Source organism: Kitasatospora sp. NPDC086801, assembly GCF_044745805.1.
GTDB lineage: Bacteria > Actinomycetota > Actinomycetes > Streptomycetales > Streptomycetaceae > Kitasatospora.
This window is the reverse complement of record NZ_JBIVAX010000011.1, coordinates 153,579-178,384: the sequence shown is the minus strand read 5'-3', so window position 1 is coordinate 178,384 and position 24,806 is coordinate 153,579. Positions and strand designations below refer to the sequence as shown.

Here is a 24,806-nt window from a genome sequence, read left to right as displayed (position 1 = left end):
CCATCCGCCTCTTCTCACCCTTCCCCCACCGCAGTTGACCGTTCAGGAGCCGTCATCACGCACGTCACCATCGCCCACCTGCCCGACCGGGACACCGTCGTCGCCGACCCGCCCGACCGGCGCAGCGCGTACTGGCTCGAGCAGGCCGGCCTCGTGCGCGACGACGCCCTGCTGCTGCACCGCGTCCGCCAGGACACCGACCGGAGCACCGCGCGGCGGCAGATCCTGGAGGTCGAGAGGCTGGTCACGGTCGCCGGCTACGGCTTCACCCGGGTGTACAGCGCGGACGAGCAGCGCCGACGGGTCGAGGAAGTGCCACCGCACTTTCGGTCGGCAGTCACCGCGGCGCCGCGGACTCTGGGTCGCACCGTCTGGGTGCACCTGGTCAGCGACGACATCGACAACGGCCACCTGGTGCTCCACGCCCAACATCGGGGCGTGGAGGGTGAGCTTGAGCTTCTCGTCGAGTACCCGGGCGCTGGGGAGGCGGCGGTGTTCTACACCGAGACGGGCAGCAGGCACTACGGAGCCGATCGTCACCCCAGCCTGGTATCCGCCCGCGAGGCGTGGTCCTCCTTGGGGTACGCGGTCGACCCGCCCGAGCCCGGCGTCCGGCGTGCCGCGGCCCGCCGTACGTCCCCGGTGTTGCTCGGCCGCCCTGGCCCGCTCCCGCCCGCCCCGCCGCGCGTTGTCGCCTCCTCCCCTTCCCCGGCCTCGGGCATCGGCCCACCTCCGTTCTGACCTCGCCAGAACTGCCAACTCAACTGCTCTGCCTACTTCTTGGAGACCCATGTCGACCATGACCCTCACCCGCCAGGACGCCCGCCTGGAGGCTGCCCTCGGCCAGAGCATCACCTCTCTGGTCGCCAACGAGGCGCGGGCCGACGCGTCGACCTGCCGCGTGATCGAGACGCACCGCGCGCTGGTCGCGGCCGAGACCGCGGTGTCCTTCCAGCGGGTCCGGCTGATCAACATCGCCGCCGCCAAGCGCATCGTCGACGACGGCGTCCTCGACGCGCTGGACGCGCAGCTGGAGCGGCTGGAGGTGGCGGCCGAGGAGCGCGACGTGCTGGAGGCCGACCTCGTGCGGCTGCTCCAGGAACGCGAGGAAGAGGCGAAGCGGCAGGTGGACCAGGCCGCCTCGGCACCCTCTGCCGCTCCGGTTCCCGTCGTGGTCGTGCAGGGCGCGGCCCGCCGCCGCTGACCGGGATTCCTTCGATGTCCGTACCGATGGAAATCGACGCCGCCGGCTCGGTGAGTTTCGGCTGGACCTTCGACCACGGTGAGTTCGCCGCAGCGAGCGGACGGGTGCCGCAGAAGGCGCGCGAAGTCCTCCAAGAGGCTGGGTTCTGGTACTGGGCCGACGAGTTGGGCGGCTGGCACCAGCGCCTGAGCGTCGATCGGGAAGAGCAGATCCGCAACGCCACCGGCGCTATCGACCAGTTGGTCAAGGCGAGGGTTCCGGTTGCGAACTGGCACCGTCCCTCCCAGCGCAATGCCGACCTGGTCGATCACTACCGGTGGCTCCAGGACGGCAGTCTGTTCCCGGACGCCGACGCCGCGGCGGCCAAGGCCCACGCTCTCGTGTCCGATGCGCTGGCCGCCGACTGCCTCGGCCCGCTCTACCAGGGCGTCGCCGAGGAGGTGGTCTCCGGCGCCCTGGTCGTGGAGGCGATGTGCACCTTCGAGGACGTGCACTGGTGGCTGGCCGCCGCCCCGGAGGACGACGAGCACTCGTACGTGTGGCTGCGCTACGAACCCGGCCGCGGCCAGCTCTACACCACCGACTACATCGCCTCCTTCGCCGCGGCGGAGGCCCGCCGTGAGTTCCGGGCGACGATGCTGCGGGACACCACCTGGCCTGCGTCCGCCCGGGCCGAGGCCGCCCGGCCCTCGCGGCGCCTGCGGATGACCGCCGCACCCTCCACACCGCCTCTGCCACCCGGGCCCGCACCGGGCCGAGCAGCCAACCGCTGACCTCCTGGAGAACTGCGTGCCCCACCAGAACCCGACCGCAGCAACGCCCGGGGTCGTCTTCCGGCGCCTGGCTGCCGCCGGGATCACCGCGGCCACCGCCAGCCGCGATCCGGCTGTGCTGGCGGCGCTGGCCGAGGCCGGATTCCGGCTCGGCTTGGACGACGCCCCGGAGCGCTACTCGCTGACAGACCCCGACCCTGTACGGCAGGCCCAGACCGCCACCCAGCTGGCCAACGCGCTAAAGGAGATGGGCGTGCCGGTCAGCATCAGGCCGTCGATCCCCGGCGTCGAGACCGCCAGCCTTGCCCTCTCGCCCCCGGCGACGCGCGTCGCCGCCGCCCGCACCGCTACCGCGCACGGCGCCTCCACCACCTCCGATCAGGCCCGCCCCGCGGCGCCGGTCCCACCTTCGCCGGCACCGGCCGCCCGCCGCTGACCGCGTCCACCCCTGCCCCGAGGAGCAGCGCATCACCCCCGAGCACGTCTCCATCAACCGTGACCCGCAGTACGGCGTCGTCGCCGACGTCGGCCCCGATGCCTCGCCGACCGCCCACACGCTGCTCGCCCGCGCCGGATTCCGCCAGCTCGACGACGGGCGCCACGCCCTCGACCCGGCGACCGAGCAGAACGTCTTCCTGCACGCACGGCAGACCGTCGCCGCGCTGCGTCGCGGCGGAGTCAAGGTCAGCGCGGACCCGGCGTTCGACTACAACGAGACGACCCGGCCCGTCCCCGACAGCCCGGCCGCCCGCGCCGCCGGCCCCGGTGCCGTCGTCCAGGCCAGCGCCCCGCGCACGCACGATGTGCATATCGGCCGCCACCCGCGCCTCGGCATCGTCGCCACCAACCCGCACAGCAACCAGCAGGTCGCGTTCGCCCTCGCCGAGGCCGGCTTCACGCGCACCCGCGAACACCCCAGCCTCTACGTCCTGGACGAGCCCGAGTTCGAAGGCACCAAGCGGACCGCCACCGCCATCTCCACGCTGCGCGGCCAGGGCCTGCGGGTCGCCTCCGACCTCGCGTTCGAACCACTGGGCGGGCCGTACGAGAGCACCGACCCGTTCGCCACCCGGTTGATCGAGGCGATGGACCGCACCCCGCCCTCGCCCACCCCCGCACCGGACCACCTCGCGAACGCCGAGGACCCGTTCGCCACCCGCCTGTTCAAGGCCCCCGACCTCGGCCCCATCCCACCGGTCCCGCAGACGGACCCATTCGGCTCCGTCGTCCACCCGCCGGCCGGGCCGAGCCGCGACGAGCAGGGCGCCGACGCCCTGCTGCACAACCGCGCGCTGCTGACCGCCGAGATCGCCTCCCGCCTGCGCGTCATCGAGGAGCAGGTGCGCGCCAACCCCGGCGGCGTCGACCTGGCCCGCGTCGAGGCGGTGATCGGCGAGGCCACCACCATTCTCGCCGGGGCCGGCAAGGACCTCGCCGCCGTCGCCGCCGCTCCCACCGCGCCGGCCGCCCGCACGAGTGGACCGGGCAGCGCCCGCGCCCGCGCCGCCCTCGCCACCAGCGGCCGGGTTCGCTCCACCGCTGCTCTGCACGCCACCGGTGCAGCCTCCACTGCCGCGTCCGCCCAGGTCGTCGATCCGCGGATCGCGTGGGTCGCCGGGCACACCAACTCCCGCTGATTGAAGGAACGTTACCCTGTCCGTCAAGAAGAACTGGTCCGTCGAGCACGACTGCGGGCACGAAGTCGCCCACGACCTGTCCGCTCGTCCCGCCGACAAGCGCGCTGGCTACGCCCGCTGGCTGGCCACCCGCTCCTGCCGCGACTGCTGGCTGGCGGAGCGCAAGGAGGACACCGCCGAGCGTGAGGCGTGGATCGCCGCCCGCCGCGCCGAGGAGGCGCAGGCCGCCGCCGAGTGGGCAGGCCGTTTCGAGATGCCCCCGCTGGAAGGCCCCGAGCGTGCCATCGCCTGGGGTGAGCGCTGCCGGCACCAGCTGGTGACCGCCGCCTACGAGGCCCTAGTGGTCGAGGGCGTGCTCGCCGAGGAGGCCTGGCTGGCCATCGAGCAGCAGCTGCGCACGCTGGACAAGGCGTCCTGGTGGATCGATCAGCGCGAGAGCGCGCCGGCCGACCTGCCCGAACTGGCCGCCGCCGCCACCAGCGCCGACCGCGTGAACGAGAACCCGAACTGAACGCGAGGCCGTGAGGGCCTCGACCTCCGAGGCCACCGCAGTCGACCTCGTCGGCACCGGCACAAGGCCCGACCCGACCGGGCCAGCACATCAGGCCCCGGCGCATTCCGAACTCCCTGAACTGGAGCACTATTTGACCAACTCCGACGTCACCCTCGCCGCCGGCCACCTGCAGAATCTGACGGAGCAGCTCCAGTCGACCTACTCCGAGAAGCAAGCCCAGCGCATTCTGCGCGAGCTGAACTCCGTGGACGACACCAGCGTCTTCGGAGCGCTCAAGAGCCTGCTGGGAGCCATCGCTGTCACCCCCTGCCACTGCAGCCCGGCATACAAGCTGGGCCAGAAGGCGCTCGACCAGCTGTGGGAACTGTCCCTCACGGTCGAGGAGACCATGCTCGCCTTCGACGAACCGGGCGGCCCGTGACAGCCAGCCGCCGCCCCGGCACCGCACCGCCCGCTGCCCCACCGGCTGCTCCCACTCGCGGACGCTGACCTGCACCCGACGATCTCGCGGTACGCCTCCACCGCCGACCTGCTCGCCGCCATCGCCGCAGCCGCTGCCCTCCACCGCGCCCGCCCCCGCCTGATCGACGCCTGGCGCCCGGTCGAGGACCTGCCCGCCCCGGAGCTGGAGGCGTTCGGGGCGGAGCTGGCCGCGCACCTGCCGACTGCCGATCACCCGGCCTCGGCCCTGCGCACCCGGTTGGTGTGGCAGTGCACTCTGCGCACCGATCCCGACACCGCCGCCCCGGCCGAGCACCACTTCCGCCTGACGGCGCGGCGCATCCTGGCCGCCACCGGGATCGCCCCCGAGGACGACCCGGCCGCCTGCCGGTGGGCGCTACTGCGGGTCGGCGAGCACGAGGTCCGGCTCGTCGCCCCGCTGGCCCGGCCCGACGGCACGGTGGCGGACACCGGCCGCGACCGATCCCTGGCCCTGGCGGTGTGCCACCTCGCCGAGACCCGCAGCGCCGGCCTCCACGGACGCTCCCGCGCGGCGCTGGCCGGCAGCACCGGCCAGCGCCCCGGCCTCCTCCCCGCCCACCCGCCCGCCACCACCGCCACGGCCCGCACCGGCCGGCGCCCGTAGAAAGAGGCCCCCGCCCGTTGCCCGAGACCCGCACCACCAGGACCATCGACGTCGCCAACGACGCCATCGCCCGCGCCGGCCGGGCCCTCGCCGAGATCACCGACCTCGCCCCCTTCCTGACGGCTCACGAGGCGGCCGAGGTCCTCCAGGGACTGACGCTGATGCCCGGAACCGCCCACCAACTCGCGGGCACGATCACCGAGATCGGCCGTCAGGTCGCCCAGGAGTACGGTGACCGCCCACCGCTGTGGGAGCCGCTGCTCACCCAGGCCACCGCCATCACCACCGCCGCCTTCCGCACCGCCGCCACCTCCGACGCCATCGCCGAGGCCGCGGACGAGACCACCCGCAGCCGGGCCGCCACCGCCCAGTCCCCGGCGCTGCGGGCGGCCGGCACCGGTGCCTCGGTGCACCTCGCCCCGGCTTCGGCACCTCCGCCGCACCCCCGCATCGTCGAACCTCCCCACCGCTGACCCCGGAGATCCATGCCCAGCACCCCGGACGAGTTCCTCGTCCACCCGCGCTACCTGGCGGGCGCCGGGGAAATCGGCCGCGTACTCCAGCCCGTCGTCCACGTACACGGCTGGCCGTACGAGAACAACCCCTACGGGAACCGCATAGCGGCCACCAGCCCGTGCGGCAGGATCGAAGTCCTCTGCCAAATGGCCGTCTTCCACCTGTGGAAGATCAGCGTCCGCGACAGGCCCGGCGACGAGCGGCCGAGGTGGCAGGCCACCTTCACCAAGGAGACCCCTGCCGAGATCGTCGGGGCGCTCGTCCAGGCCCTGGCCGCCGACCGGTACCTGGCGCCCGAGGAGATCGTCGCTGAGTGGCCCGGTCACCCGAGCACCGCGTGGCGCCCCCTCCTCAAGGCCGGCTGGACTCCGTCCGACCTGACCGAGCTTCGCATCGCGGACCCGGCCACCGGCACCGTCTCCGTGGCGTGGCCCGGCACCGAAGGCGCCGTCGCCACCGTCGTCGACGGCATCCGCCTCACCTCACCGGACGGCAAGGCATCGCTCGTCCACACCCTCAAGCCGGACCACCTCTTCGGCGAAGGCGTCGGCCCCTGGCAGATCGACTGCACCTTCGGCCCAGCCTGGCAGGACCAGTGGACGGCGACCCTGTCCGCTGCCACCCCCGTGCGCTACCTGAACATGCTCACCTCCTCCATCGCCGACCCCGCGCCCGTCGTCCGCGCGCACGCCCAGATCAGCACCGCCACCCGTACCGCGGCCACCATCCGCACCCTGCCGCCGTCGAGGAGCTCCAACCAGTTCCGTGCTTTCGAGGCCGAGATGGCCACGCTCGACCCCCGCCACCCGAACCAAGGCCACCCACGCCGCTGACCAGGAAGGAAGCCCCCTGCCCGAACCGCCCCACCAGATCCTCTTCGCCCGCTTCCCCCTGCGCGAGGGCTCCTCCACCACCGGCAGCGCCTGGGCCGAAGCCCCCGACATGGCCAGCCGGGTGCTCCTCGCCCGTGCGGGGTTCTACAACGAGGGCCTCGGTCCAATCTTCACCGCGGAGGACGCCGGCTTCGGCGACGTCAACCAGCGCATCCGCCTCGCCGTTCAGCTCCTCACCGACGCCGGATACACCACCCGGGTCGTCCCTCCGCTCCCACGTCGGCATACAGAAATCGCCTTTCGTGGACGGGACTTGTCCTATATGCAGTCCCGGCTGGTGGCGGCCACCGCTCAGGTGCACAGGGCAGAGACCGTCGAGGACCTCTCCTCCGCCGTCGTCGCGGTGATGGACCCCGAGACCGGACTGCTCGAGCGGCTCACCGCGTTTCTGGACACCGCCTCTCAGCGCCTCGACACCATCGCCGAGGCGGACCTCCTGCCCGCCCGACCGCCCATGGCCACCGCGCTGCACGACGCCAGCGCCCAGCTCACCACCGCGGGCTACCTCATCGCCCAGGCGGAGCTGGCCCAGCCCGACGAGCCCGACGAGCCCACCGACCAGCCGGCCGCACCCCGCGCCATCGCCGCGCGCACCCGCACTTCGCCGCCCGGCAGCCCGACCACCTCCACCACGAGCACCGCGCCGACGCCGGCCGCCGCCTCCGCCCGCGGAGCGGCACGGTGACCCGCCCCGGCTCGGACGCGACCGAGCCGGTCCAACTCGTCCGCCGGCTCGACACCGAACCCGGCACCGCTCCAACGACCCGCCCGACCAAGGCACCCGCTGCCCGTCGCTGAGCACGCCGTACCCGCCGGCTGACCACCCGCCGGCCACCGGGCTGATCACCCACGTCTCGGGCTTCCGTCCCGCAGTGATCGCCGCCCGCTCCCCGCCCGCTCCGGGCCCCTGCCGCTGCGCGCCTCCTGCCCGGCAGGCCACCACCCCCTGCAAGGACCGCACTTCTGCCCGCCTCCCCCAAATCACCCTCTGCTAGCCCTGGTTCGGACGCTCTTCTGTACGCGCTCATCGGCGCGGGCATCGCGGTTGCCGTCTTCGGCTCCCTCGCCTGGGTCGGCGGCAACGCCGCCACCACCGCGACCACCGCCGCCCCGTGGGCCCCGTACCGGCCGGTCGACGCCGCTCTGCACCCCGACCGGCTCTTCCCCCAGCTCAGCTCGCTCCTCCTGCTGATCAGCACCCGAATCGCCCCGGCGCTGATCTCCCTCGCCCTCACCGCGACCGGCCTGCTGCTGTGGTCCAAGCACCGCAGCCAGCCCACCGGCCTCGCCGGCCGCAGCGACCTCGCCCCGCTGCTGCCGGCGGAGATCACCGCCAAGGCGCGCGACCTGCGCCCCAGCCTCTCCAAGGCCAAGCCACGCGAGATCAGCCCGGACGACACCGGCATCCTGCTCGGCGACCTCGCTCCCAACGGCCCTGAAGTCCGGTCGAATTGGGAGGACGTCGCGGTCGCGATCATGGCGCCGCGCTCCGGCAAGACCACCAGCATCGCCGTCCCCGCAATCCTGCGCGCCCCCGGCCCCGTCTTGCTCACCTCGAACAAGGCGGCCCGGGACGCCTACACGGCGTGCCTGGAAGCGCGCTCCGAGGTCGGGCGGGTCTGGACCATGGACCCGCAGCAGATCGCCCACACCCCGCAGGGGATGTGGTGGGACATCCTCGCCGACGCGAAGGACCTCCCGGGCGCACGGCGGTTGGCAGGTCATTTCGTCGCCGCTGCTGTCGACGAATCCTCCCAGGGCGATTTCTGGAGCACCGCCGCACAGAACACGCTCTGCGCCTTGTTCCTGGCGGCAGGCTGCGACCGCCGGCCGATCACGGATGTCCTCAAGTGGCTTGCGGTGCCGAGCGACCGCACCCCGGTCGACATTCTCCGCGACCACCGAATGATCGCCATCGCCGACCAGCTCCAGGGAACGGTGTCCGGTGCGGTAGAAACTCGTGACGGAATTTACGAGACCGCCCGTCAGTATGCGGCCTGCCTCCTGGACCCGCAGATCTCGAAGTGGGTCACACCGAATTCCGACCTGCCGGAGTTTAAGCCGGAGGAATTCGTCACCCGCAAGGACTCGCTTTTCCTTCTCTCGAAGGATGGCGGAGGCTCTGCGAGCGCGCTGATCGCCGCCGCGGCCGACTCCGTAATGCGCACGGCCGTCATCGAGGCCGAACGCGCCGGAGGCCGTTTGGACCCGCCCCTCCTGGCGATTCTGGACGAGGCCGCAAATGTTTGCAAAATCGGAGACCTGCCCGACCTCTATTCCCATCTGGGGTCGCGTGGCGTCATTCCGATCACCATTCTCCAGAGTTACCGCCAGGGCCAGAAAGTCTGGGGCGAGGCGGGCATGGACGCGATGTGGAGCGCGGCGACCATCAAGCTGGTGGGCTCGGGAATTGACGACGCCGATTTCGCTGACAAGCTGTCGCGCCTGGTCGGCGATCATGACGTGGAGACGGTTTCGCATTCCACGTCGGAATCGGGTCGGTCCACCTCAGTCAGCATGCGCCAGGAGCGAATTCTCCCGCCCGACCAGATCCGTGCCCTGAAAAAGGGGACCGCTCTCCTCTTTGCAACCGGCCTGCGTCCCGCACTGGTGAACCTGCGCCCCTGGTACAAGGAGCCCGGCGCCGCCGAAGTGGGGGCGGCCTCCTCCCGCCAGACCGCCCTGATCACCGAGCGCGCAATGGCCAAGGCCGGTGGCACCGCATGAACTACACCACCGAAGCGGCCACTCGAATCCTTTCTCTAGGCGCCGGCGTGCAATCCACGACATTGCTTTTGCTGTCAGCGCTGGGCGAACTCCCGAAGCTCGATTACGCCATTTTCTCGGACACTGGATGGGAGCCTTCCAAGGTCTATCTTCACCTGGATGAGGTCGAGCGCAGGATTGCCCGGTCAGCGAACATACCGGTCCTTCGGGTATCCTCCGGAAATATCCGCGAGGACGCGCTAGACCCGGCGCACCGATTTGCGTCGATGCCGCTGTATATCCTCAACCAGGATGGCAGTCCGGGAATGACGCGGCGCCAATGTACGGGCGAATATAAGATCAAGCCGATAAAGCGTCAGGTTCGCCAGATACTCGGGTACCCGCATCCGGCGAGGGTTCCCCGCGGCTTGTACGCCGAGCAGTGGATCGGCATCAGCACGGACGAGTTTCATCGGGCGAAGGATTCCGATGTCAAGTACACGCGCCACACCTTTCCTCTGCTGGATCTCGGAATGTCACGGGATGATTGCCTCAAGCTGCTTGCCGAGCACGGATGGGGGTCGACTCCCAAGAGCAGCTGTCTCGGTTGCCCATTCCATGGAAATGCCCAGTGGCGGGAGATCCGTGACAACTCGCCAGAGGAGTGGGCGGACGTCGTGGAGTTCGATGCCGCGATCCGGGCTGGAAATGCCAGGGCGAATGCCGATGGAAGGCCGTTGCTGGGGCAAGCGTATCTGCATCGCTCCCGGCTTCCGCTCGACCTGGCGCCGATCGACAAGCTCACTCGGGCAGAGGCCCGTGCCCAGCAGCTGCGGCTGGAACTGGACGAGGAGGAGCTGGAGAACGGCTCGGATGCCGGCTGCTCGCCCTTCTCCTGCCGAGGCGATGCCGCCTGACGTCCCACCCGCCCAGCTGGCCTGCCGCCGATCGGCTGCACCGATAGCACGCCGCTCGGCTGCGGCCAGCGCCAGGAGCAGTACGGCCGGTCGACTCCACGAGGTTTCTCCTGCTACTACGCGCCGCCGCGCGCTGCGGGCCGAGCCCTGTGATCCCATCATCCCGCCTTCTGCGCAACGGAGTTGACATGACTGAGAACGCCATCGACTTTCTGCCGGTCACCCGGGCCGACGGGGGCTGGCACCTGTCGGTGGGCGCCGGCCGGGTCCGGATTCGCGACGAGGCGCTCGTCGAGGACCTGGACCAGCTGCGCGCCCTGCTGGCCCCGGACCGACCGCGCGAGGAGGCGGTGCCCGAGTGACGCCGGTCAACCGGGACATGAGCCCGCAGCTGGAGGCCGAGCAGGCAGTACTCGGAGCGTGCCTGCTCGACCCGGCCCAGCTCACCCTGTTGAAGGAGTGGCTGGAGCCCCGGCACTTCTACCGCCCCGCGCACGAGAGCTTCTTCGCGATCCTGCTCGCCCAGCACGCCGCCGTCCACCCGGCCCTCGCCCTCGCCCCGGACGCCGATGCCGAGGCTGAGGCGAAGGCGGATTGGGCCATCACGGCGATCACCACGGCCACCCGGGAGGTCCCCGGGTTCAGCGCGAGCTACGGCCACACGCTGGTCGCTGCCTGCCCGAGGCCTGCGCACGCCGCCTCTTACGGGCGGATGGTCTTGGAGACGGCGGTGCGGCGGGCGCTGGAGGAACACGCTCACCGCCTGCTGCATGCCGCGGAGACCGAGGCGGTCGAGGCCGCCGTCGAGCTGACCGGCGCGCTGCACACCGTGATCGCGCGGCTGGCCGATGCCTGGGGGGCGATCGACCAGCGCTCTCCCCGGCCGCTGCCCACCCCGCCCACGCGGCCTGCCGCCGCCAAGGCGGCCGAGGCCGCCCGGCACGACGAGCAGATGCTGCTGTCCAGCCTGATCAGCTCCACGGAGCAGATCCCGCGGACCGCCTCCTGGCTCAAGGCCGAGGACTTCGTCGACACCGGCCACCGCGCGATCTTCAGCGCCATGGCCGCGCTCGCGCACCGGCGCGAACCGGTAGACGAGTTGACGGTGCTGTGGGAGGTGCAGCGGCGCGGCGCCCTGGCCGCCGGGGTGATCACGGTGGCCGAGGTCCGCGACCTGTGCGCGGAGGGCTTTCCGGGCGATCCCGGCTACTGGGCGGAGCGCGTCCTTCGGGCCGCGCTGCTGCGGGCGGCGGCCACCTCGGCCGGCATCGTGCGGGTGATGGCGCTGGACGCCTCCATCGCCGCCGGGCCGCTGCTCGGTTCGGCCGTGCGGGCCCTCGCCCCCGCCGACCGCGTGCAGGAACGGCTCCGCTCCGCGACGGCGCCCCCCACCGAGCGCACCGGACCGGTGGTCCTCGGCGCCGCCCGGCGCAAGGGAGCAGCTCTGAGCCGAAGCCCCACTCCGCCGCCCTCCCCAGCCGCCCGGCCTGCCGACCGCACGGGCGAGACCACCGTACGATCCCGACGCTGACCACCGGAGAACCACACTGCCCCCCACCACCCCCCGTGCCCAGTCCGTGGACCGACTCCACTCGGCGGCCGATACCATCAACCACCTCGAGGCCGAACTCCCGCGCGCCTACCGCGAGGAGGGGCTCCCGGGACTGGAAGAACTGGCCGAGCACACCAGCACCCTGCGCGACTGCCAGGACGACCTGCTGCACGTCGCCACCGCACTGCACCACCCGCACGCCCCGACCGCCGACCGGATCACGGTGCGCTCCCTGGCGACGGCCGGCGCGCAGCTGGGCGAGGCGCTCGGCGCGATCGGCCGGGCCACCGCGATGGCCGGCCGGCTCTACGAGGTCGACGGCCTCGGCGGCCCGCGCGCCGACGAGGTCCGCGACCGCGCTACCCAGCAGCTGAACGTGGCGCTGTCCCGGACTCGGCTGGCGCTGAACAGCGCGGCCGAGAACCTGCGCCGCGACGCCCGGGTGCTCAGCGGCCCCGCCGCCGCTCTCACGCACGGTCCAGCTCCGCGGGCCCTGGCCGCCACCGCCCGAACCACCGCCGGCCGGAGTGCCCGCACGGTCACCTCGCCCCCAGTTCCGGTCGGGCAGCAGCTCGCCACCCTCCCGGGACGGCGCCGATGAGGCCGCTCGCCACCGCCGGCCCAGCCACCTTCGGCGGCGCCCTGTCCAACTCGGCCGCCGACTACCGAGGCGACCTGGAGACGGTCGCGGGAATGCTGCGCGCCCTGGGACACAACGCCACCGTCACCCCGTCCGGTCCGGCTCCCGGCGTCCCCGACCGCAGCGCCCTGCTGGACCAGGCCCGCCAAGCGCAGGCGTTCATCCGGCACTGCGGCGACAACGCCGAGCACTACGGGCGCCAGCCGGCCGACAACCCGTCCGCGGCCCCACTGGCCGGGGCGTACGAGGTCGCGATGAGCCACGCGGCCACCGTCCACCGGCACCTGGGCGCGGCCCTCGACCTCTCGATCAAGTACGCGCAGTCTCCGCCGGCGCGGCCGGGCAGCCCCGCCGAGGCGCTGCGCCTTCGCCGTGCCGAGCACGCCGCCGCCGCGCTGGACAGCGCCGACCGGTGCGCGGCGCAGGGAGCCGAGGCGGTGCTCGCCTTCGCCGGGCGGCTCCCGCCCGGCCAGAGCCGGCCGAGCCCTGCTGCGGCGGCGCCGGTGATCGGTTCACCCGTCGTCTCCTCTCCGCCCAGGAGGCGCGGTTGACCGGCAACCCCCTGCCTCCCACAGTGGCCGGGCTCGGCCAGGCCGACCTGGATGCCCTGCTCTCGCTCTCCGAGCAGCTGAGCGCTTTCGAGCAGGCGATCCCCGTACCGGCGCCGCACGAGCCGCTGCCCGAAGTGCGGGACCTGGCTTGGCCGATGGTGCGCCTGCACGAGCTGGTCGCGGCCCCGCTCGACGAGGTGTTCTTCCGGTCGACGAGCGCGCGCCCCGACGCCGGCCTCGGCGTCTTCACCGCCACCACCTCAGCCCTCGCCCTCGCACAGGCCGGCCTGGCCCGGGCGGCGTCCCTGCTCGCCGACCCGGCACCGGGCCCCGAGGCGCAGACCAGCGTCCGGCACGCGCTCGCCACGGTCCGGCGCACGGTGCGCGAGACGGCGCAGGCGCTGGCCGACGCCGCCACAGTCGCCGCCGTCCCCTCCCAGGTCACCAGCCTCGCTGCCCGCAGGCCCACGGCGGCGCCGCCCGCAGGCCGGCCGCCCGCCGCCGGGGAGAGCGAGCGCCGTGTGGACGCCGCTCTTCGCCGCTCGCCCGCCCTCGTCCTGGTCTCCCCGCCCGCCGAGGCCCCTTCGCCCACGGCACCGAGTTCCCCGCCCGCAACGGTCGTTCCGCTGCGCCGCACCTGACCACCACGCCGGCCCGTCCGGCCCGACGATCGGAGGCCACCGCGCCCACCGTCACCATCGACGACCACCAGCAGCGCCTGCTGCTGGCCGCCCAGCGGATCGAAGCGGTAGCCGCCGCTCTGCCGGGCCCGTTCGCCCCGTCCTTCAGCGAGGTGCCGGACGTCCTGGATGTCCGCGGCCACCTGGTGGCGCTGCAGGAGGTCCAGATCGCCACGGTCAACGCCGCCACCGAGTACGCACCGAGCATCGCGCTGGACCCGACGGCGACCACCGCGGCGCGCCGCACCGCCATCGCCCTGGCCGGTGCGACCAACCGGGTCGCGACGGCCGAGCGGCACCTGGTGGCGCTCTTCAACGTCGCGATGAGTGCGAACGTCTGGGCCATCCCCGATCCCAACAGCCACCGGCCGGCCGACCTCTATCACGAAGCGTCCGCCCAACTGGCTGTCTCGGCACGGGAACTGCGCGCGACGGCCGAGCAACTCCCCACCTCCGGCGAGTCCCAGCACTCGCAGACAGCCTCCCGCGCGAACGCTGCCCGTTCCTTCACCGGCCGACTCCGCGCGGCGCTCCGTCGCCGCCCCGCCGCGGAACCGCCGCCGGTCGCCGCCCTTCCCCGCACCGCCGCCAAGCCCCGGCGCTGACCCTCCCACCTCCGCCCCGTCAGGAGCCCCGCCCTGTCCCTGTCCGTCGACGTCTCCTCTCCGGCAACCTCCTCTCCGGCCTCCGCTGCCCGCGCCATCTCCGGGACACGCCGATGACCCGGCACGTCCACCAGCCCCCTCGGATCGGCAGCATGTGCTCCGGCTACGGAGGGCTGGACATGGGCGTCCAGGCCGCCCTCGGCGGCCACGTCGTGTGGCACGCCGAGATGAACCCCAACGCCGCCGCGATCCTCGCCCACCACTGGCCCAGAGACGCCAAATCACGGCGATATCAGCACAGTTGACTGGAGCAGGGTCGAGCCGATCGACGTCCTGACGGCGGGCTTCCCCTGTCAGGACCTGAGCGTGGCCGGCAAGCGCGCCGGGCTCGTCGAGGGCACCCGCTCCGGACTGTGGCACACCATCGCCCGCGCGATCGACGTCCTCAAGCCGGAAATGGTGATCATTGAAAACGTCCGCGGAATCCTCTCCGCGCCCGCTGGGACGCCAGCCGATGGCGACCTGGAATGCGGCTGGTGCGATCTGGGAGACGGCGGAGGTGAGCCTGCTCTGCGGGCACTCGGCGCGGTTCTCGGAACCCTGGCCGACCTCGGGATGGATGCGCGATGGACGGTGCTACGCGCCGCCGACGTCGGTGCGCCCCACCGGCGGGAGCGACTTTTCCTCACCGCCTGGCCTGCCGACGCCGAAGGCGCGCGATGCGAAGGGACCGGACCCGAAACGCGAGGACCTCGGGCACACGGTCACGCTGCTCAAGACCCCGACCTCCAATTTGGGTGCGATCGGGGGCAGCCAGCACCCGGACCGCAGGCGCGAGGGCGGGCACGGCCCGAATCTGAGCGACGAGGTGGAACACCTTCTCCCGACTCCGAAGGCGAGCGACGGCACGCACGGCGGACCCAACAGCCGTGGCTCGAAGGGGGATCTCACGCTCCCCTCCGCGACAGCGCAGCTGCACCCGGCCCCGCAGAAGCCGGGCCGCCGCACCGAGCCGACCTCCCTCCCGCCGCTGTCCCACGTGATCCTGCCGATCTGGGAGCCGAGCGCCACGGGCTGAACCGGTGGGGCCCGTACGGGCCGGCCATCGCCCGCTGGGAGCGCGCCACCCGCCCCGCGCCGGAGCCGACCAACGAGCGCGGCCGACTCGACCCGCGGTTCGTCGAGTGGATCATGGGCCTCGATTCCGGCCACGTCACCGGCGTTCCGGGCCTGTCCCGCTCCGCCCAGTTGACCGCCCTGGGCAACGGGGTCGTCCCCCAACAGGCATGCGCAGCCTTGGAGTTGCTCGACGCCCCGGCCCTGCTCGCCGCTGCCCGCTGCTGCGGGCGGCGGTGAGCCTGGCGTGCTTATACACCAAGTCCGGCTCGCTGGAGCGAGCCGTCGAGCGCAGATCCTCGTGTCATCACCCGCCGACGAGAGGCACCCGCCCTTTTGACCACTCCCGAGCCCGACCCGGACTCCGCACCGGCCGGCTACACCAACGCCCAGATCGACGTCCTGACGGCGCGGCTCGCCGAGCTCGCGGCGGGCTTCGACCTCCAGGCCGAGCAGCTGGCCAGCATGACCACCGCCCTCCCCCCGGAGGACGTCGACGATCCGGACGCCCCGGCCGGCGGCGAGCCGCTGTTCATCCTCGCCTTCGACGACCCGCAGTACCTCAAGGAATTGGAGCTGATGACCCCATGGGTAGACGAGATCTTCACCAAGATCTACGGGCCCGAGACCACGGCCGGCAAGCCTTGGTGCCCCCGCTGGAAGGAGCACCCCGAGGCGGTGGCGAGGCTACACGCCCTGTGGCTGGCCTGGCAGGCCGCGATCGACCCCGAGTCGGGGGCCGCCGGCCCCAGTTCGTGGCAGCGCGACCACCTCGAGCCCGCGCTGACGAAGCTTCGCAGCGCGGACGGTCCGTTCGCGGCCTGCACCTCCAGCGGCGACCACATCAGCCACCGCCTGCTGCCGCACCCCGCCCTGACCGACCCCACCCCGCCCGCTCTCCCCCTTGCTGCCTGATCGGACCCGACCTTGCCCGACTTCAACCTGCCCGGCCGCCGCCCCGCGGACGCTGACTCCGCCGAAGCCCAGGTCCACCTCCTGGCCGCCGAGGGCTCGTACGAGCTGCTCAGCGAGAGCACCGTGCCCGACGCTCTCGGCGGCAGCGACAACTTCTTCCTGTTCGAGGGCTACAACGAGTGGGGGATGCCCGCCGTCGCGGCACACCTTCACCACAACGAGGACGACAAGACCTTCACCCTCGCCGCCGAGCCCGCACCCACCTTCGCCGCCGGCGCGGCCTGGCTCGTCCAGCACGGCGCCGACCCGCAACAGTTCCTCCAGCATGCCCGCGGTGCCGGTGCCCCGGCCGATGCCCGCAGCGCGGCAGCCGCCGCCCGGATCGTGGAGTCCGGCTCCCGCTACCAACTCGTCGAGCACGGCATCGAGTACGGCGAGACCTGGGCACTGCTGCGCGACAACGCCGCCGTCAGCGCCGAACGCCCCTTCCTCCTTCAGCTGGAGTCCGCCCACCACCAGCGCGGGTACACCCTGCGCGAGGGCAGCTTCAGCAGCCCTCAGGAGGTCCAGCAGTGGCTGGAGAGCCGGCGCACCCCGCTTCCACCCGTCGTCGGTGACGAGGTGAGCGTCGTCGTCAGCCCCCAGGCCAGCGCCGCCCGCGCCCGCACCACCGGCGCCGGCCAGCGCGCCACCGCCCAGGAACCTGCGGCGGTCCTCACCGGGGCGTCGGTGGTCTCGCGCAGGGCCGTGCGGTGATCGCACCCGCCCGGCCACTGCCCGGCTTCAGCGCCCACCCGGAGGCGCTGGCCGATCTGCTGACGGTGCCGGGCCACGTGCGGACGCTGGCGCTGAGCTACCTCGACCGGCTGGTGAAGGCCGAGGTACGCGGCCCCCTCCTGGAAGAGCAGGGCGAGCGCGACCTGCGGGGCGCCAGGAAGATCTACCTGGACGACGCGATGGCCTACCGGCTCGTCTACACCGAGCGCCGGGCACCGCACAACCCCCGCCATCTGCTGGGCATCCACCTGGTCGCCGTAGGTGAGCGCCGGGGGGTCGCGGTCTACGAGACCGCGGCCCGCCGCCTGCGGCAGGCCGCCGTCCAGGAGGCGGGGCGCGGATTGCCGGCCCGCTTCCAGGCCGCCCTCGCCTCCTCCTCCCGCCCCTCCCCGGCCCAGGCCGCCGCCACCACGAGCACGGCCGCGCCCGCCGTCGCCCTCTCTCCCGCCGCACGCCAGCGCTGAACCCGCCCGACCCACCCAGCCGAAAGCCCGATCGGAGATCTCCGCATGTCCTCGACCGTCACCACGACCGCCACTCCGCAGAACCTCGACAACGACGTGCACCACACCGCCGAGGTCCTCTCCACCCGGTGGGCCACGCGGGTCGTTCACGCGCTGCGGCGGGGACCGATGACCGCCGGAGATCTCCTGGCGGCCGACCCGATCGTGCCGGTGAGCAGCCTCTACTCGGCGTCCCGCTCCCTAGCCGGCGCCGGGGTCATCACCCGCACCCCCGCCGGGTCCGGCCGCTACGACCTCGCCCTCTCCCCGGCCGGCCAGGCCCTGACGCCGCTCTACACCACCGCCCTCGCCTGGGCCCGGCGCTACCCCAAGCCCGGCGCACCGGCCGCGCAGGCCCCGGAGATGATCGAGGAGACGCTGGGGCTGCTGGCCGGCTCGCACGCGCTCCCGCTGCTCACCGCGCTGGGCCAGAACGACGGACTGGCCTACCCGCAGATGGTCGCCTCCCTCAGTGCCCGGGACAAGGCCGCCGCCTACCAGCGCCTCCTCACCCTGGAGGAGCGCGGCCTGGTCGTCCGCAGCGGTACGCGCCGCTCCTACCGGTGGGACCTCGGCGAAGCCGGCAACGCTCTCGGCCGGGTGTACGGCGAACTGTCGGACTGGACCGCCGAGCACCAGGTGTCCGCAGCGGCCCCGGTGCGGGCCGACACCGCGCTGGCCGCCGCCAGCACCAGCGCTGTCGTGGTGGCGAGCCCGGCCCGCACCGCCTCCTACTCCGCGCCCCAGGCCCCGGAACGGCCGCTGGCCGTCCGCGCGTCGGCCGCCGTACTGCGCGGCGTCACCCTGGAGCTCACCTTCTCCCACGCTCCCGGGCCCCAGCCCGCGTCCCTCCTCGTCACCGCCGCGGCACGCTCGCGCTGACCCGGGTCCGACGCCGATCAGTCCTCCCCGCCTACTCCGAGGTTCATCATCTTGCCCTCCGTGCCCATGCCGTCCGGTGCCGCCCCGAAGCTGCGCGAGCAGCTGGTCGACCTCCTCGACGAGGACGTCGCCCTGCTGGCGGACACCGCCACCACGCTCGAACTGCCGCTCAGGGCCAGCGATCTCGACACCATGCTTTTCGCCCATGAGCTGGCGATCGAGTGCTCCCACGTCACGCTGGCGATGTTCTTGCCGCAGGTGACCGCGGCCGACGATCTGCCGCTCTGCACGGCGCGCCACTGCATCGAGGCCGTCGGCGCCTCCGCCCAGCACCTCACATCCGCGCTGGGGGCGCTGGCCACCGCGCGGGAGGAGATGGCGAAGCCGGACTGCGACGCGGACACCCGCTTCAACCTGGCGCGGGCCGCCCGCATGCGCGCCGCCGCCCTGGTCAGCGTCGCGGTGCAGCGCACGGTCGAGCTGCGCTCGCTCCTGGCCGGCGGGCCCTGCCCTTGCTGACCTCGGCGTCCACCAGGCCACCGGCTGCCGGCCGGTCGATCCTGCGGACCCCGAACGTCGCCCCGCTGCTCGCGGGCACCCTCGTCGGGCGGCTGCCGTCCTCGATGGCCCCCCTCGGCCTTCTCCTCGCTGCCCGTGCCGACCACGCCTCCACCGCGCTCGGCGCCATCCTGGCCGCTCTGTTCGCGCTGGCCGGCGCGGTGGGCCAGCCGCTGCTCGGGCGAGCCGTCGACCGCACCAGCCTGGCCGTCGTGGCGCCCGCCGCAGCCGCGGTCTCCGGAGCCGCGTTCACCGCGCTGACTGTCGTGGACTTCGCCGCCCAGCCGCTCGCCACCGCCGTGCTGGCCGCCGTCGCGGGTCTGGCAACCCCGCCTCTGGAGGCCGGACTTCGGGCGATGTGGACGCGCCTGGTCGACCCGTCCGACCACCACCGGGTGTTCGCGCTCGACTCCGCCTCCCAGGAGCTGGTGTTCGTCGCAGGCCCCCTGCTCGCCACCGCGATGTGCCAGCTCCCCTCCGCCCATGGGGCGTTGGCCGCCTGCGCGGTGACCACCGTCGCGGGAACCACTGCCGTCGCCGTGCGCCGCCCGGCCCGGGTTCGGACCGCGGCGAGGCCGGTGCACTGGCTCGGGCCGCTGCGCTCGCGGGGTCTACTCGTCCTGCTGTCCGCGGCGCTGTTCTTCGGGGTGACGCTCGGCTCGTTCCCCGTGCTGGCCCTCGGCGTCGCCGACCGGCACCACGAGGGGTGGCTCGCCGGCCTGCTGCCGGCCGCGCTGTCGCTCGGCAGCCTGATCGGCGGCACCGCGTGGGCCAGGCTCCGGCAGCCGTGGCCAACCGGCAAGGCGCTGCTCGCGGTTGGCGTCGGGTACGCCTGCGCGTTCGCCGCTCTCCTCGTGCCCGAGCCGCCGTGGCTCGCGGTCGCGACGAGCATCCTGCCCGGACTGTTCCTCGCCCCGTGGCTGGCCTGCGCCTTCCTCACCTGCGACACCCTCGCGCCGAGCGGAACGGCCACCGAGGCCGCCGCGTGGCTGATCTCGGTGATCGGCCTCGGCCAAGCGGCGGGCGCCGCCATGGCCGGACAGCTCTCGGCCTTCGGCCACAGCGCCACGGCGGCCGTTCCGCTGCTCGGCGCCGCCCTGGCCGCCGCCACGCTCGGCGCCGGCCGACGGCGTCTCTCCCTTACCTGACCTCTTCCTCTGGAGCTGGACTTCTTGCACCACCGCACCGCTTCCTCCACGTCGGCGCCGATCACCATCGTCTGGGACTGGAACGGCACCCTGCGGGCCGACCTCGCCGATCACGTCGCGGCCCTCAACGCGACCCTGCCCGCCCTCGGCCGGACCGAGCCGATCACCGTCGAGACCTACCAGGCGCTCCACCGGATGCCGATCCGCGACTTCTACACCGACGTTCTCGGCCGCGCGCTCGACGACGAGGAGTGGCACGCCGCCGACACCGCGTTCCTCGCCGAACTCAACCGCCGACCGGTGCGGCTCCAGCCCGGCGCCCGGCAGCTGATGATGGGACTGCGAGCCCGGGGAGTTCGCCAGAGCCTGCTGTCGCTCGCGCCGCACGAGCGGCTCGTCACCGAGGTCGGCCAGGCTGGCATCACCGGGCTGCTGGAGCGGGTCGACGGCCGCCCCGGACCGTCCGTGCCGAGCAAGGCCCCGGCGATGGCCGCTCACCTTCAGGCTCTGGGCCCGTGGGTCGACCCGGCCCGCACCCTGGTGATCGGCGACAGCGTCGACGACGCGGTCGCCGCCCGGGCGGTCGGAGCCGTCCCCGTCCTGCACACCGGTGGACTGCACGGCGCCGCCCGCCTCGCCACCGCCGGCGTCCCCCTGGTGGACACGCTCCAGGAAGCCGTCGCCCTGGGCATCGCGCTCATCACCGAGCAGCAGCTGGCTGCCGCGTGAGCACGCTCAGCGGACGTCCCATCGCGAACTGGAAGCCGCAGGTGCCCGGGAACACCGACCTGGGCACCCGCCTGGTGTGGACCGAGTTGCAGGTCGAGCGCGTCCGCGACGTGCCCGGCCATGGCTCCGACACCCCTCACGGGGCCGTCGCCGACCAGATCGCCACCACCGCGAGCACGCTCGACCACGTGCAGAACCGCATCGTCGAACTCGCCACCTCCCTAAGTAGCGACCTCCAGCGCGTCGCCGCCGGCCACGACGCCAACCTCCCGGTCACCAACGGCATCCTGCGCACCAGCGGCCTCGACATCGACCTCCTCGTCACCCGCCGCACCGAACTGCACCAGTCCCTCACCGCGCTCATCGACGTCTACAAGACGCTCCCCGCCTTCGTCCCAACTCCGGAGCCAACGCCCACGCGCGCCACAGAAACGACCAGTCGAACCAGGTCAAACCAACCCTCGCAGGGCGCATTGACCGCCCGCCAGAAGACGGCCCTGCAGGCCATCGGCGATGGCAGCGTCACCATCTACCGGGGCCTTGCCAGCAGCAGGCTTCGCGTCCTCGCCCCTGGCACCGTCAGCGTCGCCACGGTCAACGAACTGATCGACAAGAAGCTCGTGGGGAGCTACCCGGCGGAGGGTCAGCACGAGGGCCACAAGCTCGACCTCACCCCCACCGGGCAGACCCAGTACGAGGCGCTGCTGGCGGCGGGCGGGCGCGCTGCCGCCGCCCGGACCCGGCCGACCGGCAACGTGGGCGAGGCAACACCCGAGCTCGCCGGCACCGGTGTCGCGGTGTCCCCGCCCCGCAGCCGCTCTCGCGGCTGACCGGCTCCGGGCCGCTGTCCGGGCAGCGGCCGTGATCCCCGATCCGCTACCAGGAAGGTCCTCTCATCGGAAGCTGGGACACCGGCCCGTTCCACAACGACGACGCGATCGGAATCGCCGAGCGTTTCGACAGCCTCTTCCCCGAAGAAGTGCCCCCGTTCCTCCACCGCCTCTTCGACACCGCCGCCTGCGCGCCGCAGGGTGAACTCGACGTGGCCCTTTCGCGGGAGGTCATCGCCGCCGCGGCCGTGATCGCCTCCCAGCTCCCTGCCGGCACCGGGATCGACCTGGCCAGCGGCCCGCGGGAGTCGGTCCCGACCCTGCCGCCCGAGCTCAGGCCCAAGGCGGTGGCCGCCCTCGACCGCATCCTCGTGCACGCCGACGCGGAGGTCGGTCACTGGTTCAACCGTGCGAAGGGCGCCTCGCCATCCAGGACGAACCACCACCCGTCATCAACTACACGTCCGCAGGCCCGATGGCGACCACCCCAAGCGTGGTGGCTCCGATTCCTCAACAGGCCCCGACGCAACCCGAGGCCAGCACGACCGAAGCCCCCCGCCGCCAGCGCCGAGTGTTCGCCGGCCAGCAGTTCGTCCAAGGGCGGCTCGGTGTCGACGAGGTCTGGGACCTGCGCGACCGGCCCTCCGAGGCGACCGCGGCACACGCGCTCGCCGAGCTGGTCGAACGCCAGGCCGGCGAGGTAGACACCCTCGACCGCGAACTGCGCGCGGTGGCCTCCCGCGCCGCCGAGGCCCTCGCGCCGATCGTCCAGGGCAACCACAGCAGCGTCCAGGGCAACGGCGTCCTGCGGTTCACCGGCGTCGAGCTGGAGACCCTGGGCGCCCGCTTCGACCTCGCCCGCCAGGAGCTCCAGAACCTGGTCGCCCGCTACGAACGCGCCGCCGCCGAGGCCCCCGCCGCGCCCTCTCGCGAGACGGCGGCCCGCGCACGCAGCACGACCAGGCTCACCGGCACGCCAACTGCCGTACCGGCCGCGGGCGTCCTGCTGGCCCCTCACCGTCCGCTCCACCCGTAAGGACCCTCGTGCCCCCAACCGCCAGCCGTGACGCGCGCGTCACCCAAGCCCTCGACCTGCTCGCGCCGACCGGGGCCGTCCGCACCCTGCTGTCCGTCCGGCTCACCGAGCGCGACGCCGAAGACCAGAAGTACCTGCGGAACACGCTCGGCGATCCGGCCAACGGCATGGACCCCGGCGAAGTCGCCTGGCACCGCGACCGCTTGGAGCAGGGCGGTCTGCTTCGCACGACTGCGGCCGGCCCAGAGGCCACGCCGGCCGCGAAGGAGCTGTGGTCCGTCTTCCTCACCGCGTACAGCTGGGCGGTGAGGTACCGCCGAGCTCTTGCCACCGAGCAGCACACCGTTGTCGCGGTCGAGGAGGTCCTTCGCTTGGGCGCGCACCCGCTCACGGCCACCGTCCTCGACCGGCTGCGCGACGGGGCGGCCACACGGGAGGACCTCGCCCGCCCGATGACCGCGGCGGCCCGTGCCCAACTACCCGACCAGCTGGACGTCCTCGTGCAGCAACAGCTCGTCGACCGACTACCGGACGGAGCCCTGCGGACCACCCCGGCCGGCAGCCTGCTCGTGGGCGTCCACGACAACCTCGCTTCCTGGTACGGCCAGCACCTGGACACCGCCACGCGTTCCCAGGCCGCCGCCGCCCGCACCCTCCCCGCCGGCAGCAACCTCTCCCAGCCCCAGCCCCCGCCGCCGGCCTCGGGGCCCGCCGCGGACCGCCCGGGACCACGCCGCTGACCGGAAGGACCAACATTCCCACCCCGCTCACAGTCCTCGACTACGGTGTCGACGGCCTCAAACCGGTCGACGCCCGCAACGAGGCGCTGCACGACAGGTTCCCGATCTCCCCGCACGACCTCCAGCTGCTCGCCGCCCAGCACGTGACGACGCCCCACAGTCATCTCGTCACGGACAGCTACTACCTCGCGTACGACCGCACCATGACCTGGGACATACCCGGTTCCCCGCACCACGTGGGCGTCCACATCCAGCGCGATCTCGCCGCCGCGACCTACCGATTCGACTATGCCCGCCACTCCATCGTCGCGCTCGCCCAGAACTGGCTGGCCTCCCGCGGCGCGGACCCGGCCCACCTGGTCCCCGAGATCGAGGACCCGCTGGACACCGACCGGGCCACCCGGGACCTGGAGGCGTTCCTGGCCCGCTCCGGCGAGCGCTTCCAGGTCGTCAATCAATACACCTACGACGAGTACGACTTCTACAAGACGTGGATCATCGTCAAGGACACCGCGCCCGAGCCCGGCCAGCAGCCCGTACGGGTGCTCTACGAGGACCTCGACCTGCCGGGCGGCTCGTACAGCCTGCGCGAAGGCGGCTTCCCCACGACCGCGGCGGCGTGGGAGTGGACCCAGCGGGTGGGCGAGGACGACAACCCCCTGCCACCGCTGCTGGTCGCCCCTCCCAGCACCCGCGCCGCCGGGGCGCTGGCCGCAGGAACGGCCGCGGTCACGCTCTCGCCCCCGCGATCCTCCACCCCCACGCCCGTGCCGAACGCCGCCGACGGCCGTACCCCACGACCGAAGAGCCGCTGACGCCAACCTCCCTGGAAGGACCCGTATCCCCATCCCCCCGAACGACAGCCCCCGAGCCAGCCCGGCCCGGACCAACGGCGCCGTCCGCGGACCGCGGACCGCCGCAGCGTGCAGACCACGGTGCGGTTCACGCCCGCCGCAGCCGCCGTGATCCACGAACGCGCCTGCGCCGAGCGCCTCACCGTGGCCGGGTTCGTCGGCAACGCCGCCCTGGCCGCCGCACAGTCCAGCGATCCGCTGTGCCGGCCGGACAGCGATCCGCGGCGCCCCCTCGTCGAGGCTCTCGACCGCGTGGCCGGCGTGCTGAACACGGCGGTCGCAGCAGCCCGGGAGGCCGACGACGGCCCGGCCCGGCAGGCCGCTCTCGCAGTGCTGCCCGCCGTCGCCGCGCACACGTACCTCGCCCTCGACGCCGTCCTGGAGGCGTCCTGATCCCCGACGTCTCGACGGGCAACAGCATCCGCCCGCTGCTCGCCTACCTC

General features: G+C 73.0%; 32 protein-coding genes and 2 pseudogenes. All 34 read left to right on the top strand.

Features of this window, described 5'->3' with window-relative positions:
* Positions 1 to 153 precede the first annotated feature (153 nt).
* Positions 154 to 741, top strand: coding sequence for a hypothetical protein (locus ACIPLC_RS15885; protein WP_400473550.1), 588 nt, complete (start codon positions 154 to 156; stop codon positions 739 to 741).
* 49 nt (positions 742 to 790) lie between these two features.
* Positions 791 to 1,204: a hypothetical protein gene (locus ACIPLC_RS15880; RefSeq protein ID WP_400473549.1), complete on the top strand. Its 414-nt coding sequence runs from the start codon at positions 791 to 793 to the stop codon at positions 1,202 to 1,204.
* A 14-nt stretch (positions 1,205 to 1,218) separates the two neighbouring features.
* The gene (locus ACIPLC_RS15875) at positions 1,219 to 1,977 is read left to right on the top strand and encodes a hypothetical protein (protein ID WP_400473548.1); all 759 of its coding nucleotides are present in this window, start codon (positions 1,219 to 1,221) and stop codon (positions 1,975 to 1,977) included.
* A gap of 302 nt (positions 1,978 to 2,279) precedes the next feature.
* A complete protein-coding gene (locus ACIPLC_RS15870; protein WP_400473547.1) occupies positions 2,280 to 3,614 on the top strand; it encodes a hypothetical protein in 1,335 nt (444 codons plus the stop codon).
* Between the two features lie 253 nt (positions 3,615 to 3,867).
* A complete protein-coding gene (locus tag ACIPLC_RS15865) occupies positions 3,868 to 4,125 on the top strand; it encodes a hypothetical protein (protein ID WP_400473546.1) in 258 nt (85 codons plus the stop codon).
* Positions 4,126 to 4,258: 133 nt separating this feature from the next.
* Positions 4,259 to 4,549 (top strand): hypothetical protein, encoded by a 291-nt coding sequence (locus ACIPLC_RS15860; RefSeq protein WP_400473545.1) that lies wholly within the window; start codon positions 4,259 to 4,261, stop codon positions 4,547 to 4,549.
* 282 nt (positions 4,550 to 4,831) lie between these two features.
* Positions 4,832 to 5,215 carry a hypothetical protein gene (locus ACIPLC_RS15855; RefSeq protein ID WP_400473544.1) on the top strand — a complete coding sequence of 128 codons (384 nt, stop codon included), beginning with the start codon at positions 4,832 to 4,834 and terminating at the stop codon, positions 5,213 to 5,215.
* 17 nt (positions 5,216 to 5,232) lie between these two features.
* Entirely contained in the window at positions 5,233 to 5,688 is a 456-nt protein-coding gene (locus ACIPLC_RS15850) for a hypothetical protein (protein WP_400473543.1), read from the top strand.
* A 12-nt stretch (positions 5,689 to 5,700) separates the two neighbouring features.
* On the top strand, positions 5,701 to 6,564 hold the full coding sequence (locus ACIPLC_RS15845) for a DUF317 domain-containing protein (RefSeq protein WP_400473542.1): 864 nt from the start codon (positions 5,701 to 5,703) through the stop codon (positions 6,562 to 6,564).
* The gene (locus ACIPLC_RS15840) at positions 6,497 to 7,309 is read left to right on the top strand and encodes a hypothetical protein (RefSeq protein WP_400473541.1); all 813 of its coding nucleotides are present in this window, start codon (positions 6,497 to 6,499) and stop codon (positions 7,307 to 7,309) included. The genes ACIPLC_RS15845 and ACIPLC_RS15840 overlap by 68 nt, the downstream gene beginning before the upstream one ends.
* A 278-nt stretch (positions 7,310 to 7,587) precedes the next feature.
* The gene (locus ACIPLC_RS15835; RefSeq protein ID WP_400473577.1) at positions 7,588 to 9,351 is read left to right on the top strand and encodes a type IV secretory system conjugative DNA transfer family protein; all 1,764 of its coding nucleotides are present in this window, start codon (positions 7,588 to 7,590) and stop codon (positions 9,349 to 9,351) included.
* 62 nt (positions 9,352 to 9,413) lie between these two features.
* On the top strand, positions 9,414 to 10,247 hold the full coding sequence (locus tag ACIPLC_RS15830; RefSeq protein ID WP_400473576.1) for a hypothetical protein: 834 nt from the start codon (positions 9,414 to 9,416) through the stop codon (positions 10,245 to 10,247).
* 188 nt (positions 10,248 to 10,435) lie between these two features.
* On the top strand, positions 10,436 to 10,609 hold the full coding sequence (locus tag ACIPLC_RS15825; protein WP_400473540.1) for a hypothetical protein: 174 nt from the start codon (positions 10,436 to 10,438) through the stop codon (positions 10,607 to 10,609).
* Entirely contained in the window at positions 10,606 to 11,778 is a 1,173-nt protein-coding gene (locus tag ACIPLC_RS15820; protein WP_400473539.1) for a DnaB-like helicase N-terminal domain-containing protein, read from the top strand. The genes ACIPLC_RS15825 and ACIPLC_RS15820 overlap by 4 nt, the downstream gene beginning before the upstream one ends.
* A gap of 46 nt (positions 11,779 to 11,824) precedes the next feature.
* Complete coding sequence (locus tag ACIPLC_RS15815) at positions 11,825 to 12,400, top strand: hypothetical protein (protein ID WP_400473538.1); 576 nt, start codon at positions 11,825 to 11,827, stop codon at positions 12,398 to 12,400.
* Positions 12,397 to 12,990 carry a hypothetical protein gene (locus tag ACIPLC_RS15810; RefSeq protein WP_400473537.1) on the top strand — a complete coding sequence of 198 codons (594 nt, stop codon included), beginning with the start codon at positions 12,397 to 12,399 and terminating at the stop codon, positions 12,988 to 12,990. The genes ACIPLC_RS15815 and ACIPLC_RS15810 overlap by 4 nt, the downstream gene beginning before the upstream one ends.
* The gene (locus ACIPLC_RS15805) at positions 12,987 to 13,631 is read left to right on the top strand and encodes a hypothetical protein (RefSeq protein ID WP_400473536.1); all 645 of its coding nucleotides are present in this window, start codon (positions 12,987 to 12,989) and stop codon (positions 13,629 to 13,631) included. Before ACIPLC_RS15810 ends, ACIPLC_RS15805 begins: the two co-directional genes overlap by 4 nt.
* 152 nt (positions 13,632 to 13,783) lie before the next feature.
* Positions 13,784 to 14,275, top strand: coding sequence for a hypothetical protein (locus ACIPLC_RS15800; RefSeq protein ID WP_400473535.1), 492 nt, complete (start codon positions 13,784 to 13,786; stop codon positions 14,273 to 14,275).
* Positions 14,276 to 14,388: 113 nt separating this feature from the next.
* On the top strand, positions 14,389 to 14,580 hold the full coding sequence (locus ACIPLC_RS15795) for a hypothetical protein (RefSeq protein ID WP_400473534.1): 192 nt from the start codon (positions 14,389 to 14,391) through the stop codon (positions 14,578 to 14,580).
* Positions 14,567 to 14,917, top strand: a pseudogene (locus tag ACIPLC_RS15790) (DNA cytosine methyltransferase); the annotation flags it as partial. The gene ACIPLC_RS15795 and the pseudogene ACIPLC_RS15790, both read left to right, overlap by 14 nt.
* A gap of 549 nt (positions 14,918 to 15,466) precedes the next feature.
* On the top strand, positions 15,467 to 15,631 hold the full coding sequence (locus ACIPLC_RS15785; protein WP_400473533.1) for a hypothetical protein: 165 nt from the start codon (positions 15,467 to 15,469) through the stop codon (positions 15,629 to 15,631).
* Positions 15,632 to 15,727: 96 nt separating this feature from the next.
* On the top strand, positions 15,728 to 16,306 hold the full coding sequence (locus tag ACIPLC_RS15780; protein ID WP_400473532.1) for a DUF4913 domain-containing protein: 579 nt from the start codon (positions 15,728 to 15,730) through the stop codon (positions 16,304 to 16,306).
* Between the two features lie 12 nt (positions 16,307 to 16,318).
* Entirely contained in the window at positions 16,319 to 17,062 is a 744-nt protein-coding gene (locus tag ACIPLC_RS15775; RefSeq protein WP_400473531.1) for a hypothetical protein, read from the top strand.
* On the top strand, positions 17,059 to 17,547 hold the full coding sequence (locus ACIPLC_RS15770; protein WP_400473530.1) for a hypothetical protein: 489 nt from the start codon (positions 17,059 to 17,061) through the stop codon (positions 17,545 to 17,547). Before ACIPLC_RS15775 ends, ACIPLC_RS15770 begins: the two co-directional genes overlap by 4 nt.
* A 45-nt stretch (positions 17,548 to 17,592) precedes the next feature.
* A complete protein-coding gene (locus ACIPLC_RS15765) occupies positions 17,593 to 18,468 on the top strand; it encodes a winged helix-turn-helix transcriptional regulator (RefSeq protein ID WP_400473529.1) in 876 nt (291 codons plus the stop codon).
* Between the two features lie 60 nt (positions 18,469 to 18,528).
* Positions 18,529 to 18,987 (top strand): hypothetical protein, encoded by a 459-nt coding sequence (locus ACIPLC_RS15760; RefSeq protein ID WP_400473528.1) that lies wholly within the window; start codon positions 18,529 to 18,531, stop codon positions 18,985 to 18,987.
* A complete protein-coding gene (locus ACIPLC_RS15755) occupies positions 18,981 to 20,174 on the top strand; it encodes an MFS transporter (RefSeq protein ID WP_400473527.1) in 1,194 nt (397 codons plus the stop codon). Before ACIPLC_RS15760 ends, ACIPLC_RS15755 begins: the two co-directional genes overlap by 7 nt.
* Before the next feature lie 24 nt (positions 20,175 to 20,198).
* Positions 20,199 to 20,903, top strand: coding sequence for an HAD family hydrolase (locus ACIPLC_RS15750; RefSeq protein ID WP_400473526.1), 705 nt, complete (start codon positions 20,199 to 20,201; stop codon positions 20,901 to 20,903).
* Between the two features lie 41 nt (positions 20,904 to 20,944).
* Positions 20,945 to 21,733, top strand: a complete 789-nt coding sequence (locus ACIPLC_RS15745) for a hypothetical protein (protein WP_400473525.1) — start codon at positions 20,945 to 20,947, stop codon at positions 21,731 to 21,733.
* A 41-nt stretch (positions 21,734 to 21,774) separates the two neighbouring features.
* Positions 21,775 to 22,101, top strand: a pseudogene (locus ACIPLC_RS15740) (DUF4259 domain-containing protein); the annotation flags it as partial.
* Positions 22,102 to 22,208: 107 nt separating this feature from the next.
* Positions 22,209 to 22,769 carry a hypothetical protein gene (locus ACIPLC_RS15735; RefSeq protein WP_400473524.1) on the top strand — a complete coding sequence of 187 codons (561 nt, stop codon included), beginning with the start codon at positions 22,209 to 22,211 and terminating at the stop codon, positions 22,767 to 22,769.
* An 8-nt stretch (positions 22,770 to 22,777) separates the two neighbouring features.
* Positions 22,778 to 23,509 carry a hypothetical protein gene (locus ACIPLC_RS15730; RefSeq protein ID WP_400473523.1) on the top strand — a complete coding sequence of 244 codons (732 nt, stop codon included), beginning with the start codon at positions 22,778 to 22,780 and terminating at the stop codon, positions 23,507 to 23,509.
* A 143-nt stretch (positions 23,510 to 23,652) separates the two neighbouring features.
* Positions 23,653 to 24,324 (top strand): hypothetical protein, encoded by a 672-nt coding sequence (locus ACIPLC_RS15725; RefSeq protein WP_400473522.1) that lies wholly within the window; start codon positions 23,653 to 23,655, stop codon positions 24,322 to 24,324.
* A gap of 108 nt (positions 24,325 to 24,432) precedes the next feature.
* The gene (locus ACIPLC_RS15720) at positions 24,433 to 24,756 is read left to right on the top strand and encodes a hypothetical protein (protein ID WP_400473521.1); all 324 of its coding nucleotides are present in this window, start codon (positions 24,433 to 24,435) and stop codon (positions 24,754 to 24,756) included.
* Positions 24,757 to 24,806: the final 50 nt, after the last annotated feature.

Coding starts and splice junctions, on each gene's coding strand:
- ACIPLC_RS15810 (WP_400473537.1), top strand. CDS start 12,397: ATGAGGCCGCTCGCCACCGCCGGCCCAGCCACCTTCGGCGGCGCCCTG.
- ACIPLC_RS15845 (WP_400473542.1), top strand. CDS start 5,701: ATGCCCAGCACCCCGGACGAGTTCCTCGTCCACCCGCGCTACCTGGCG.
- ACIPLC_RS15735 (WP_400473524.1), top strand. CDS start 22,209: ATGGCGACCACCCCAAGCGTGGTGGCTCCGATTCCTCAACAGGCCCCG.
- ACIPLC_RS15765 (WP_400473529.1), top strand. CDS start 17,593: ATGTCCTCGACCGTCACCACGACCGCCACTCCGCAGAACCTCGACAAC.
- ACIPLC_RS15795 (WP_400473534.1), top strand. CDS start 14,389: ATGACCCGGCACGTCCACCAGCCCCCTCGGATCGGCAGCATGTGCTCC.
- ACIPLC_RS15880 (WP_400473549.1), top strand. CDS start 791: ATGTCGACCATGACCCTCACCCGCCAGGACGCCCGCCTGGAGGCTGCC.
- ACIPLC_RS15875 (WP_400473548.1), top strand. CDS start 1,219: ATGTCCGTACCGATGGAAATCGACGCCGCCGGCTCGGTGAGTTTCGGC.
- ACIPLC_RS15785 (WP_400473533.1), top strand. CDS start 15,467: ATGGGCCTCGATTCCGGCCACGTCACCGGCGTTCCGGGCCTGTCCCGC.
- ACIPLC_RS15865 (WP_400473546.1), top strand. CDS start 3,868: ATGCCCCCGCTGGAAGGCCCCGAGCGTGCCATCGCCTGGGGTGAGCGC.
- ACIPLC_RS15825 (WP_400473540.1), top strand. CDS start 10,436: ATGACTGAGAACGCCATCGACTTTCTGCCGGTCACCCGGGCCGACGGG.